The sequence below is a fragment of the Pseudomonas qingdaonensis genome (assembly GCF_018398475.1).
GTDB lineage: Bacteria > Pseudomonadota > Gammaproteobacteria > Pseudomonadales > Pseudomonadaceae > Aquipseudomonas > Aquipseudomonas palmensis.
Genome location: NZ_CP074676.1, coordinates 4,633,474 through 4,646,100, shown reverse-complemented (window position 1 = coordinate 4,646,100; position 12,627 = coordinate 4,633,474). Strand labels below are relative to the sequence as shown.

General features: G+C 64.3%; 8 protein-coding genes. 3 read left to right on the top strand and 5 right to left on the bottom strand.

The window, feature by feature from the left end:
- Nucleotides 1–99 precede the first annotated feature (99 nt).
- The 3 genes from KH389_RS21170 to KH389_RS21160 all read left to right on the top strand — a co-directional run bounded on the left by KH389_RS21170 (nucleotide 100) and on the right by KH389_RS21160 (nucleotide 3,283).
- Nucleotides 100–1,275 carry an alpha-xenorhabdolysin family binary toxin subunit A gene (locus KH389_RS21170; RefSeq protein ID WP_054914767.1) on the top strand — a complete coding sequence of 392 codons (1,176 nt, stop codon included), beginning with the start codon at nucleotides 100–102 and terminating at the stop codon, nucleotides 1,273–1,275.
- 10 nt (nucleotides 1,276–1,285) lie between these two features.
- Complete coding sequence (locus KH389_RS21165) at nucleotides 1,286–2,290, top strand: alpha-xenorhabdolysin family binary toxin subunit B (protein WP_104572015.1); 1,005 nt, start codon at nucleotides 1,286–1,288, stop codon at nucleotides 2,288–2,290.
- Between the two features lie 78 nt (nucleotides 2,291–2,368).
- Entirely contained in the window at nucleotides 2,369–3,283 is a 915-nt protein-coding gene (locus KH389_RS21160; RefSeq protein WP_054914765.1) for a hypothetical protein, read from the top strand.
- Nucleotides 3,284–3,301: 18 nt separating this feature from the next.
- Here KH389_RS21160 and KH389_RS21155 read toward each other — a convergent pair whose 3' ends face one another.
- The 5 genes from KH389_RS21155 to KH389_RS21135 form a co-directional block, all read right to left on the bottom strand.
- Nucleotides 3,302–3,700 carry a protease inhibitor I42 family protein gene (locus tag KH389_RS21155; protein ID WP_043862010.1) on the bottom strand — a complete coding sequence of 133 codons (399 nt, stop codon included), beginning with the start codon at nucleotides 3,698–3,700 and terminating at the stop codon, nucleotides 3,302–3,304.
- A 135-nt stretch (nucleotides 3,701–3,835) separates the two neighbouring features.
- Nucleotides 3,836–6,256: an endopeptidase La gene (lon, locus tag KH389_RS21150; RefSeq protein ID WP_043862009.1), complete on the bottom strand. Its 2,421-nt coding sequence runs from the start codon at nucleotides 6,254–6,256 to the stop codon at nucleotides 3,836–3,838.
- Between the two features lie 196 nt (nucleotides 6,257–6,452).
- Nucleotides 6,453–8,861 carry a glucose/quinate/shikimate family membrane-bound PQQ-dependent dehydrogenase gene (locus tag KH389_RS21145; RefSeq protein ID WP_213606185.1) on the bottom strand — a complete coding sequence of 803 codons (2,409 nt, stop codon included), beginning with the start codon at nucleotides 8,859–8,861 and terminating at the stop codon, nucleotides 6,453–6,455.
- Between the two features lie 46 nt (nucleotides 8,862–8,907).
- Nucleotides 8,908–10,260 carry a carbohydrate porin gene (locus KH389_RS21140; RefSeq protein WP_058540955.1) on the bottom strand — a complete coding sequence of 451 codons (1,353 nt, stop codon included), beginning with the start codon at nucleotides 10,258–10,260 and terminating at the stop codon, nucleotides 8,908–8,910.
- 200 nt (nucleotides 10,261–10,460) lie between these two features.
- Nucleotides 10,461–12,503: a TonB-dependent receptor gene (locus KH389_RS21135; RefSeq protein ID WP_054914763.1), complete on the bottom strand. Its 2,043-nt coding sequence runs from the start codon at nucleotides 12,501–12,503 to the stop codon at nucleotides 10,461–10,463.
- Nucleotides 12,504–12,627: the final 124 nt, after the last annotated feature.

Here is a 12,627-nt window from a genome sequence, read left to right as displayed (position 1 = left end):
ATGCCGGCTTCGAGGAAAGCCTGCCGGCTATTTGTCTTGCCGGCGGGTCCTTAGAGTGAAGTGGCTTGACCCTATTGGCTCACTCACAAGGAATGTGAAATGAAACTCGAACCTGGCGCGCGCTCGTACGATACCGGTGAACTGGAAAAGGAAGCGGCCCTGCTGCCCAGAAACCTGATCGAAGGCATGAACCAGCGTGATGGCGAAAACGAGGGAGGGCTGACGCTTTCCCGCGAACATATCGTCACGCTCAATCAGTATGTGAAGTATGTCACCGGCCTGCCGACCGAAACCGCGTCGCTGGTGCCCTGGCTTGGCTACACCGACATCAAGGAGCCGGTACTGTCGGTCAGTGCCATGCGCACGACCTTTCTCAACCTGCACAAGCATGCCCGCGCCTGGGGCACGCTGTCCGACGAGTGCAAGAAGCTGTCCGCCGAGCTGGGGGTGTGTGCCCGTGGCATCAACACCACCGGCGAGGGGGTGATGCAGGAATGCGAGAAGACCAAGGCCCTTGGCGGGCGGCGTGATACGTGGGAGTCCGTGCAGTTCGCAGCGCCGGTTGCGTTGAGCTTCGGCGACCGGGAGATCGTCTCGTCGCTGGTGGACTACATGGAGGTGCTCAAGGATGAAGTCGAGCATTTTCACGCGCGCGTAAGCAGTGTGCGCAGCCACACCGAAACCTTTCGCGACACCGCGCGTTTCGAGCTGATGAACGAGGTCGCCCTCAAGACCGACGCCATCGAGCGTCACCAGGCCAGCGGTGCCACCCAGGCCCTGCGCGATGAGCTGGCGGCGCTGGACAAGGAAATCGACAACCTCAACAAGCAGTACGACGAATACGTCAAGGCGGCCCTGTCCGGGCTGGCGGCCGGCCCGCTGGGGGCGGTCATCTCAGGCTCGATCTACGGCTCCAAGGCCGAAAAGGTGCGCAAGACCCGCAACCGGGTGCAGAAGGAACGCAAGGCTGTGGGGGCACGCCTGACGGCGGCGGTCAACCTGGAGGGACGCCTGCAGGTACTCACGACCCATATGGATGAACTGGCCACCCGCCTGCAGGAGGTGGTGACCGCTTCCTCGCACCTGCAGACGGCCTGGCAGACCATCGGCACCTACATCGAAGCGTCCATCGAAAAGCTCGAAAAGATGAACGACAGCCGGCAGCTGGGCATTTTCATCATCCATTTCAGAAACTTTCTCTCGCAGTGGGCGTTTATCGAAGCCTGCTCCATCACCATGAGCCGGGTCTTCGACGACACGCTGTGGGCCCAATAAGGAGCTACCCATGAGCAACATTCTTCAATTTCCGCTGGGCTGGGATGATCCGCAGTTCGACAGGGTCCTGCGTGCCGGTGCCGCCTACCTGAAGGCCGCCCAGGACAGCCGCTATGCCTTCCTGCCCCTGTTGCACGAGCGTGTGGAGCGCAATGCACGCTGTCTTGACGACAACCTCCAGCAACTGATGCGCCATGCCGATCGCATCATCGTCGCGATCAAGAGCAATGACCTGGGCGGCCTCGAAAAGGACATCGACCCGAACGATGATCCCGAGGACATTGCGCAGTATCTGGAGGTGGCACAGGACGCCATCGGCGAGATTGCCGTCAAGCTCAACGATCAGTTGGGGCAGTTGCGCACGGCCACGGCTCAGATCACGGCCATCCCGGTCTATGACTCCAGTGCCGACAAGGCTCGCTATCAGGGCGAGCTCGACAGGCTGGCGGCCAATCGCAAGGCCTGCGAAGACGAACTGGCCGTGCGGCGCGAGGCCCTGGCCAGTCTTGACGAGGCGATCAAGGTACTTGAGGCGGCCAAGGTGGAATCCACCTTCGGCGGCCTGTTGCCGACCACCGAGCAGCTCAAGGCGGCGGCGGATGTCATCGCCACGGGCGGACTGTCGGTCGAGGCAGTGCAAGGCGCGCTGAAGAAAATTGGCGAAATCATCGGTGCGGCAATGGAAGGCATGCGCTATGCAACGATGCTCGAGCAGCGCCGAGGGATGCAGAAGCAGCACGATGAACTGCAACTGCAACTGACCGCGATGGCACGGGACAAGACGCGCCTCCAGGCCCAGTGCCAGCACCTTGAGGCTTATGCCGAGCTGGTCACGTCACGCGAGCAATGGCTGGCCGGCATCAGGCGCATCGCCGTGCAACTGAAGCCGGTTTGGGATCGGCTCATCGCCTGCAGCATCGACGATGTGCAGGCGTTGAGAGCGGTCAGCGAGCTGGTCGAGGCGTTGAAAGCCTACAAGAAAAAGATCAAGGCCGAGTATGTTGCCGGCCTTTGAGTGAAGGGCGCAAGGCGCTGCAGGCGTTACTGGCCAGCAGCGCCTTGCGGCTTCTGGATTGCTCTGGTGATGACCACAATGAACAACATTATTCAAAGACTGAGGCATCCACTGCCTCAGGATGAGCTGGATACCCAGATAGCCCTGATTCCGCTGCAATTGGTGCAGGATCTGGAGGAGGAGGGGCGAATCGACCTGACGTTCACCCGCGAACACGTTGCCGTGCTGGATGCCTACATGGACCATGTGATGGCGATACCGACCCGGCGGGAGGCCTTTCTGCAGTGGTTGGGATACTACCGTCACCCGGACCCCGAGCTCGACTTCTACCCGATGCAGGTGTTGTTCCATCGCATCAACCTCCACGCCGACTCATGGGGGCGGTTGAAGCAGAAAAGCATTCAGTTGCCCATCGCGCTGATCAACTGCGCCAGCTCCATCAGCCTGTCAGGCGAGCGTGCGCTGCTGGCCTGTGAACGTACCAAGGCGTTGGGCGGGCGCAGGGAGGCTTGGCAAGGCGTGCAGTTCGAGGTGCCCGTGCAACTGGATGCACCAGACCGAACCCTTGTGCTGGAGATGGCACGGTGGGTGGCCAACCTCAAGAACTCGGCGGGCGTCTTCCAGTTCCAGGTCGGTGAAGTACGCAAGGAGACCGACAGGTTTCGTGATGACGCCCGGTTCGAATTGAGGCCGGCACTGGGGCGCAAGATCGAGCGCCTGGTGGCATCCGGCACAAAGGAAGGGAACCTGGGGCTACTGGCGCAGCGCATGCGAAATCTGGTGGTACGCCTGGAAGACGTCACCACTGCTGCGTCGCACCTGCAGACCGCCTGGCAGTTCATCGAGACCTATCTGGACGCCTCGATCGGCAAGTTGCACAGCATGCAGGACAGTCAGCAACTGGCCAGATTCGTCATTCACTTCAAGAATTTCCTGGCCCAGTGGTCATTCATCGAAGAGTGCGCCAGGCGTCTTCAGAAACGCCTCGAGTAAATGCTCCGCGGCGCAGCCTCAGCGTACCTGGATGTCGCAGTCGAAGCTCATCGCCGGCTTGACCTCCGGTGCCCAGGGTTGCTGATACACCAGCAGCAGGTGGCCGCTGCCGCTGGCGCTGGCCTTGAAGCGCCACAGCGATCGGCCGGCACTGCCCACCAGGCCGGTGTCTTCGGGGTTGCTGTAGACCTCGGGGCCCAGCGCCGCAAGTACGCCGTTGGCCGGATTCTGCAGCAGCCAGCGATAACCGGTACTGGGGTTGCTGGGCAACGCCAGGGTGATGGCCTGGCCGACATCGAGCGTGACCGGGCACTGGCTCTGTTTTTCCACCAGCAGCGGCTGTGGAGGTGTGGGCTGGCTGGCACAGCTGGCCAGGAGTATCAGGCTCGAACTCAGTAACACACGGGATGCGGTCATCATGACTCCTGGCTCGGGGAGGGTCCGGGCAGCCGATAATAGGGAAAGTGTGCTGCGTTGGGAAGATTCTCACGCTTCGCTGCCGGGTGCCCGCGCGGGCTGCCTGCAGCCCGCGCTGTTTCTGTTACCGCTGTTTCAGAACAGCACCTTGGCCACGTCGCTGAAGCGCCTGGCAAAATGCACCTGCAGGCCGGCCTTCAGGTAGCCGGGCAGTTCTTCGAAGTCGCCGCGGTTGGCCTCCGGCAGGATCAGCTCGTGGATCTTCTGCCGACGCGCCGCAATCACCTTCTCGCGTACCCCGCCAATCGGCAATACCTGCCCGGTCAGGGTCAGCTCGCCAGTCATGGCCACGCCTTTTTTCGGTGCCTGGTCGCGTGCCAGGGACAGCAGGGCGCTGGCCATGGTCACCCCGGCACTCGGGCCGTCCTTGGGCGTGGCCCCTTCGGGCACGTGCAGGTGAATGAACGACTCGTTGAAGTAGCCCACCTCACCACCGTACTGCTTGAGGTTGGCGCTGACGTAGCTGTAGGCGATCTCGGCGGATTCCTTCATCACCTCGCCCAGCTGGCCGGTGAGCTTGAAGCCACGGTTGAGGGTGTGGATGCGGGTCGCCTCGATCGGCAGCGTGGCGCCGCCCATGCTGGTCCAGGCCAGGCCGGTGATCACGCCCTTGCCCGACAGCACCTGCTCGCTGCGAAACACCGGCATGCCGAGTGAAGCTTCGAGGTCCTTGGGGCCGATCTTTATCACTGCATCGGGTGTGTCGATCAACTGCACCACGGCCTTGCGCACCAGCTTGCCCAGTTGCTTCTCCAGCTGGCGCACCCCGGCTTCACGGGCATAGCCTTCGATAACCGTGCGCAATGCGCTGTCGCTGATACCCAGGCTGGCCTTGGCCACGCCGGCCTTGGCCAGTTGCTTGGGCCACAGGTGACGCTTGGCGATGGCGACCTTTTCCTCGGTGATGTAACCGGACAGGCGGATCACCTCCATGCGGTCGAGCAGCGGCCCGGGGATGGCATCGAGGGTGTTGGCGGTGCACACGAACAGCACCTTGGACAGGTCCAGGCGCAGGTCCAGGTAATGGTCGAGGAAGTCGACGTTCTGTTCCGGGTCCAGGGTTTCGAGCAGGGCCGAGGCCGGGTCGCCCTGGTAGCTCTGGCCCATCTTGTCGATCTCGTCGAGCATGATCACCGGGTTCATCACCTCGACGTCCTTGAGCGCCTGCACCAGCTTGCCCGGCTGGGCACCGATGTAGGTGCGCCGGTGGCCCTTGATCTCGGCCTCATCGCGCATGCCGCCGACGCTGAAGCGGTAGAACGGCCGCCCCAGGGACTCGGCGATGGACTTGCCGATGCTGGTCTTGCCCACGCCCGGCGGGCCCACCAGCAGCACGATCGAACCGCTGATCTCGCCCTTGTAGGCGCCCACGGCAAGGAACTCGATGATGCGATCCTTGATGTCATCCAGGCCGGCGTGGTGCTGGTCGAGCACCTTGCGTGCATGCCTGAGGTCGAGCTTGTCCTTGCCGTACACGCCCCAGGGCAGGGCGGTGGCCCATTCCAGGTAGTTGCGGGTGACGGCGTACTCGGGCGAGCCGGTCTCCAGGATCGACAGCTTGCCCATTTCTTCGTCGATGCGCTTTTGCGCCGCAGCGGGCAGGGTCTTGCCTGCCAGGCGCTGCTGGAACTGCTCCAGGTCGGCGCTGCGGTCGTCCTTGGTCAGGCCCAGCTCCTGCTGGATGACCTTGAGCTGTTCCTTGAGGAAGAACTCGCGCTGGTGCTCGCCGATCTGGCGGTTCACCTCGGCAGAGATCTCGTTCTGCAGGCGTGCCACCTCGACTTCCTTGCGCAGCATCGGCAGCACCTTTTCCATGCGCTTGAGCATGGGCACGCAGTCGAGCACTTCCTGCAGCTGGTTGCCGGTGGCGGAGGTCAGGGCGGCGGCAAAGTCGGTGAGCGGCGAAGGGTCGTTGGGGCTGAAGCGGTTGAGGTAGTTCTTCAGCTCTTCGCTGTACAGCGGATTGAGCGGCAGCAGTTCCTTGATCGCGTTGATCAGGGCCATGCCGTAGGCCTTGACCTCGTCGGTCGGCTGGCTGGGCTGGTGCGGGTATTCGACTTCCACCAGGTAGGGCGGGCGGTGGTGCTTGAGCCAGGTGCGGATCCGCACGCGGGTCAGGCCCTGGGCGACGAACTGCAGCTTGCCGTTCTCGCGGCTGGCGTGGTGCACCTTGACCAGGGTGCCGTACAGCGGCAGGGCCGAGGTATCGAAGTGGCGATGGTCTTCGGGCGGGGTGTCCATGAAGAACAGCGCCAGGTTGTGATGCGGGGTCTTGGCCACCAGGTCCAGGGTCTCGGCCCAGGGTTCTTCGTTGACGATCACAGGCAGTACCTGCGCGGGGAAGAACGGGCGGTTGTGGATCGGGATCACGTAGACCTTGTCCGGCAGTTGCTGGCCGGGGATGGCGAGGGTGCGACCGGTGTGGTCGGAGGCGTCGAGATGCTCGACTTCAGCGTCTTGGTCGGGATGTTCGGGGAGATCCTGCTGGTCGCTCATGGGGCACCTGCGTGAATGACTATGGTGCTTAGATGGGGCGGGAGGGGGGAGGTTTCAATGGGCGGACAGGTATGTGCAGGCCGGGCGGCCCCTTCAGCGACAAGTCCGGCGCCTGCAGGGCCATGCTGTCACATGGTCCTGCAGGCGCCGGCCTTGCCGGCGAAGGGCTGCACGGCAGCCCAGGTTCAGCGGTCGATCACTGCGCCAGTTTGTAGGCGATCACGTAATCGCCCATCTTTGTGCCCAGCGAACCGTGCCCGCCAGCCATCACCAGCACGTACTGCTGGCCATCCTTGCCGGTGTAGGTCATCGGCGTGGCCTGGCCGCCAGCCGGCAGGCGCGATTTCCACAGCTCCTTGCCGGTGTTCACGTCATACGCACGCAGGTACTGGTCCAGGGTGCCGCTCAAAAAGCCCAGGCTGCCGGCCGTCACCATCGAGCCGCCCATGCTCGGTACACCCACCGGCAGGCCGATCGGAATCGGCGAGCTGTCGCGGCTGGTGCCGTTCTTGTGCTTCCACACCACCTTGTTGGTGGTCAGGTCGATACCGGCCACATAGCCCCAGGCCGGGGCCTGGCACGGTACGCCCAGGGGCGACATGAACGGGTGCATGATCACCGCGTAAGGTGCGCCGGTGTTGGGCTGCACGCCGCTGGTCTCGCTTTCGCGCTTGCTGCCCTCGGCCACTTCGGCACGCGGCACCATCTTCGACACGAAGGCCATGTAGTTGGGGCTGGTGAACAGCAGCTGACGCACGGGGTCGACCGACACGCCGCCCCAGTTGAACACGCCCACGTTGCCCGGGTAGATCAGGCTGCCCTGCTCCGACGGCGGGGTGTACTGGCCCTCGTAGCGCAGTTCGCGGAACTGGATACGGCACAGCATCTGATCGAACGGGCTGGCGCCCCACATGGCCGCCTCGGTCAGGTCCGGGCCCAGCAGGTTCAGGTCCGAGCGGGCCTGGGTCGGTGCGGTGTGGTCGCCCTTGACCGCGCCCTGGGGCGCCGGGATCTCGCGGATCGGCACGATGGCGCTGCCGTCACGACGGTCGAGCACGTACAGGCTGCCCTGCTTGGTCGGGGCGATCAGCGCAGGTTTGACGCCGTCGGCTGTCTTCAGGTCGAGCAGGGTCGGCTGGCTGCCGACGTCCATGTCCCACAGGTCGTGGTGGGTGAACTGGTAGTTCCAGCGTACCTTGCCGGTGGCCAGGTCCAGGGCGACGATGCCGGCACTGAACTTCTCGGCACCTGGGGTGCGGTCGGCGCCCCACTGGTCAGGGGTTTGGTTGCCCAGTGGCAGGTACACCATGCCCAGCTTCTCGTCGACGCTGGCCAGCGACCACATGTTGGCCGAGTTGCGGCTGTAGGTCTTGCCCGGTGCCAGCGGTGCGGTCTCGTCCGGGTTGTCGCTGTCCCAGTTCCAGACCAGACGACCGTCATGCACGTCGTAGGCACGGATCACCCCCGAGGGCTCGTTGGTGGACTCGTTGTCGGTGACGTGACCACCGATGATCACCAGCTCGCGAGTGATCGCGGCAGGCGAGGTGGAGTAGTAGCCACCGGCGGTGAACGGGCCGATGCCCTGGGTCAGGTCGACCACACCCTGGTTGCCGAAGCCTTCGCAGACCTTGCCGGTGTCGGCGTTGATCGCGATCAGGCGCGCATCGGCGGTGGGCAGGTACAGGCGACGCGGGCAGCTGCGCACCACGGCCTGGCCGGCTTCGGAGATTTTCGGCGCAGGGGCGCCGTCCATGTTCACGTAGTTGTTTTCGTCGTAGTACGACACGCCACGGCAGGTCATGTGGGCAAAGCCCTTGAAGCCCACCGGGCTCTTGATCTGCGGATCGAAGCGCCAGATCTCGGCACCGGTATCCGGGTCCAGGGCCAGCACCTTGCTGTGCGCGGTGCAGGCATACAGCTTGCCATTGACCTTGAGCGGGGTGTTCTCGTTGGTCAGCTCGACCGGGTCATCGCTGGTCGGCAGGTCGCCGGTGCGAATGCGCCAGGCCTCTTCGAGCTTGTGCACGTTGTTCGGGGTGATCTGGCGCAGCGGCGAGTAGCGGTCACCGAATTCGGTGCGCCCGTAGGCCTGCCAGTCGCCATCGGGCATGGCCGGCGCGGTGCTGCTCAGCTCGGTGCTGTCGCGGCCCAGCTCGCCCTTGATTTCACCCGGGAAGGTGAATTGGCTTGCCACTGCGGTGGCGCCCGACAGCACCACCGCCAGGCTCAGCAGCCCGGTGTTGAGCTTGCCGGGCTGGCCCAGCAGCGGGCGGCGTGCCCACGGCAGCAGCAACACCACGCCCAGGGCGAACCACAGCGACAGGCGCGGTACCAGTTGCCACCAGTCCAGGCCGACCTCCCACAATGCCCACAGGGTGCTACCCAGCAGCACCAGGCCGTACAGGCCCAGCGCGGTGCGGCGCAGTGCCAGCAGCAGCACGCCCGACAGGGCAAAGCCGATACCGGCGATCAGGTAATACAGCGAGCCGCCGAGCTGGCTCAGCTTGATACCGCCGGCCAGCAGTGCCAGCCCCATCAGCAACAGCAGCACGCCGAGCAGTCTCGGCAGCCAGCGGGTTCTACTCAAGGCACCATCAGTGCTCATCGTGTGTTCTCCATCAAGGTGAAAAGGTTCGAGCCGCAGGGCCCGTTCAGAAGCTGCTCTGGATCTTGAGGCCGCCGATCAGCGCGTCGTCCACGTGCCCGACCCCGCCCGGGTGGCGGATGTACTGCAGGTTCGGGCGCACGGTCAGCCACTGGGCCAGGTGGATGCCGTAATACAGCTCGGCGCTGTACTCGGTGTCCTGGACGGGCAGGAAGGCGGGGTTGTCGTAGTCGAAGAGGGCATTGGCGCGGTTGCGGGCCTCGGCGTTCCTGCGATAGGCCGGGTTGACGTGCACGCGAGCGAGGGCGAAGCCGATGTCGTCCTTGGCGCGGGCATCGAACAGCCCTTTGTAAACCACACCTGCCTGAACATAGTTGTCGATGGCATTGGTCTTCTTGTCGTGCAGCGTGGCATTGGCAAAAACGCTCAGGCCACGTGAGTGATCGCTGGCCAACGACGTCACCTGCTGCTGTGCCCCCAGCCAGAACCCGTGCTTGCTCGAGCTGCTGCGATAGTCCTGGCCACTGAGGGCTGCCGGTTGGCCGTTGCCGTCCTTGTAAACATCTTGTGCCTTGGCACTACTGTAGTAGTAACCGGCGCGATATTCCCCTTTGAGGCCGTCGATGGCCGGCGTCCACACCAGTTCCACCGGCAGTACTGCGCCCTGGGTGCCGCTGCCGCTGAGCTTGAAGCCGTTCTGGCGCTCGAGGTTGGAGGGGTTCTGTTCGTAGGCACCGACCTGGGCGTAGAGTTCCGGCGTAAGGTGGTACTTGACGCGCAGGGCCCACTGGCTCACCGGCCAGTTGTACCAGATGCTGCCGGCCCAGTTGCCCACCTGCGAGCCGCAGAAGGCCAGGTTCTGGAAGTCGCAGGGGAAGCTGTTGAAGTCCTCGCCCTGGCCGAAGCGCCCGACCTTCACGTCGAGGTCGCCGTCCAGGTACGTCTGCTTGAACCACATCTGGGTCAGCCGCCAGGTCTGGCCACGGCCCCAGACTTCCTGGGCCGAGGTGAAGCCGCCCACCCGCGGATCGTTGATGCGATCGTTGCTGATGTTGTTGCCGTGGCGCTCGGTCACGGTCAACTGGAATTCGGCGCCCTGCCAGCCGAGGATCTTCTGCAGGTCCAGGTGGCTGCCCAGGCTGAACTGGTCGCTGTAGCGGGCGGTGTTGCTGTGGTCGTGGCCACCGTGCAGGTTGCTGCCCATCTCCCCGGTGTAGCCCAGAGTGAAGTCGTAGCCGCGCTCGGCCAGCGCCGAGCGTGTGCCGCCCCAGTCGCCGAGCATCCAGGGCGAGTCGCCGTCGAAGAGGGGGGCGGCCTGCAGGCTGCAGGCCAGGGTGCTGGCGGCCAGGCCTGCCAGCAAGGTCGCGGCGGCGGGGGGCAGATGATGGAACTGATGCATGAGATAGCGCTGTCTTTTGATTGTTGGAAGAACGGCAAATTGCCCGAGATGCAGGCATCGTCGAGGGCAAGGCAGTATCAGGAATAGGTGAAGCGGTTCAGCTTGAGGCGGGGAGGATATAGGCGAACGTGCCGGAAAAAAAGCCGGATCAGCAAGAGTGACCGTTGCCGGATGGGTAACAATCCGGCAACGGTGTGGGTTCAGAAGGTGGTTCGCAGGCCTACCTGGACGCTGCGACCCGGCGCTGGGGCGATGTCGCGCAGGATCGAACTGGCATAGCGTACGGTCTGGTCGGTGAGGTTTTCGCCGCGCACGAAGGCCAGCCATTCACTCTGGCCGATCTCGAAGCGATAGCCCACGCTGGCCCCCAGGGTGGTGTAGCCGTCGGTGCTGGTTTCATTGGCCGGCTTGCGATGCTGGCTGCTGGCATGCTGCACGTCGACCCGTGCCTGCCAGCGTTCAAGGTTCCAGGTCAGGCCGCTGTTCAGGCGCAGCGGGGCAATGCGTGGCAGGTCTTCGCCGGTATCCAGGTTCTTGGCGCGGGTGTAGTCGCCAGACAGTTCCAGGGCGAAGCTGCCGTAGGCGTTTTCCAGCAGTTGCCAGCGGTCCTGGGCTTCGATGCCGTAGAAGCGGGCGCGCACGCCGTGATAGAGGTATTCGGGCACGTCGCCATGCTCGTGATCATGGTCGTGATCGTCATCCCCGTGATCGTGATCATGCCCTTCGCGCAGGTTGCCGCTGGCCAGCAGGCCGATGTAGTTGCGGAAATGGCTGTAGAACACGCCCACGCTGCCCTTGTGCGTGCCGTTGTCGAAGCGCAGGGCCAGGTCGCTGGAGATCGCCTTCTCCTTCGAAAGCCCCGGGTCGCCCACCTCGTAGGTGCCGGTGGCGACGTGAGCGCCATTGGCATACAGCTCGTAGAAGGTCGGTGCACGTTCGGTGTAGCCCAGGCTGGCGGCCAGCGACCACACCGGGGTCAACTGGTACACCGCACCCGAGGACAGGCTGGCGGCGGTGAAGCTGCTGGCGCTGTCGGCCTGGGCGAAACGTTCGCTGCCCTGGCTGTCGGGGTCGACCCGGGTGTGCTCCAGGCGTGCGCCCAGGCTCAGGTCGAGGCGGTCGGTGGCCTTCCACTGTTCGAGCACGAACAGCGCCAGGCTGTCGGTATCGGTCTGCGGCACGAAGGCTTCTTCGCCCAACGCCGAGAACTCGTTGCGGGTGACCTGGGCGCCGATCACGCCTTCCACCGGCCCCAGCGGCTGGTGCCGAGCCTCGACGCGGGCCTCGTAGCCCTTGTTCTTGAAGGTGGTATGCACCTCGCCGCCTTCCAGCTCCTGATGCTTGTAGTCGGTGTAGCCGGCGTCGAACTTGAGCGAGCTGAACGGGCCGTCGAGGTCGCGCAGTTCGGAGGCAAAGGCGTAGTGGTCCTGTTCCATGGCCAGACGCACGCCGGGCTCGGCCACCGAACCGTAGTTGGCATCGTAGCGGCTGTAGGACAGGCCCGCGTAACCGTGTTCCCAGTTGTACGAACCGCCGACGGCACCACCGTCCTGGCGCCCGTCGCTGTTTTCCAGGCGATGCTTGCCGCCGGGTTCGTCGGCATCGCGCACCTTCGAACTGCGGGCGTAGCCGGGGATGCGCAAATCGTTGAACTGGCGGCTGTTGGCGTCCAGGTGCAGGGCGAAGCGGCCATCGCCGGCTTCCAGCTTGCCCGCACTGCTGCGGGTGGTGTCGGCGCCCCCGTAGCGCAGCTCGCCGGCACCATGAATGCCTTGCACCGGCGCGTCGGGGATGCGGTTGTCGAAGGTGTTGACCACCCCGCCGATGGCATTGCCACCGTAGAGCAGGGCGGCCGGGCCGCGCACGATCTCGACGCGCTCGACGTTCACCGGGTCCAGTGGCACGGCGTGGTCGTACGACAGCGAAGAGGCATCCAGTGCACCCACGCCGTTGCGCAGGATACGGATCCGGTCGCCGTCCAGGCCGCGGATCACCGGGCGGCTGGCGCCCGGGCCGAACCAGGTGGAGGCGACGCCGGGCTGGGTGTTCAGGGTTTCGCCCAGGCTGCCCTTTTGCTGCAGGGTCAATGTGTCGCCTTCGAGCACGCTGCTGGGGGCTGCCAGCGGGGTGCCCAACGGGTTGGCGGTGATGACCTGGGGTTGCAGTTCAACCGCGTGGCTGGGCAGCGAGGCCAGCCACAGTGCGGCGGCAAGGGGGGAGAGGTGGAGCGGCAGGTGACGCATAGTGGGGTCCTTGGCAGTTATCGTTTTGGTTACAATATAACATTACCGTAAAACAATAAATGCCAAGGTGCTGTCCAGAGCCTTCGTGGTCACTAGAATCACCTCAGGTGCCCTTGATCGAGAA

Coding starts and splice junctions, on each gene's coding strand:
- KH389_RS21155 (WP_043862010.1), bottom strand. CDS start 3,700: ATGACCGCATCCCGTGTGTTACTGAGTTCGAGCCTGATACTCCTGGCC.
- KH389_RS21135 (WP_054914763.1), bottom strand. CDS start 12,503: ATGCGTCACCTGCCGCTCCACCTCTCCCCCCTTGCCGCCGCACTGTGG.
- KH389_RS21165 (WP_104572015.1), top strand. CDS start 1,286: ATGAGCAACATTCTTCAATTTCCGCTGGGCTGGGATGATCCGCAGTTC.
- KH389_RS21145 (WP_213606185.1), bottom strand. CDS start 8,861: ATGAGCACTGATGGTGCCTTGAGTAGAACCCGCTGGCTGCCGAGACTG.
- lon (WP_043862009.1), bottom strand. CDS start 6,256: ATGAGCGACCAGCAGGATCTCCCCGAACATCCCGACCAAGACGCTGAA.
- KH389_RS21140 (WP_058540955.1), bottom strand. CDS start 10,260: ATGCATCAGTTCCATCATCTGCCCCCCGCCGCCGCGACCTTGCTGGCA.
- KH389_RS21160 (WP_054914765.1), top strand. CDS start 2,369: ATGAACAACATTATTCAAAGACTGAGGCATCCACTGCCTCAGGATGAG.
- KH389_RS21170 (WP_054914767.1), top strand. CDS start 100: ATGAAACTCGAACCTGGCGCGCGCTCGTACGATACCGGTGAACTGGAA.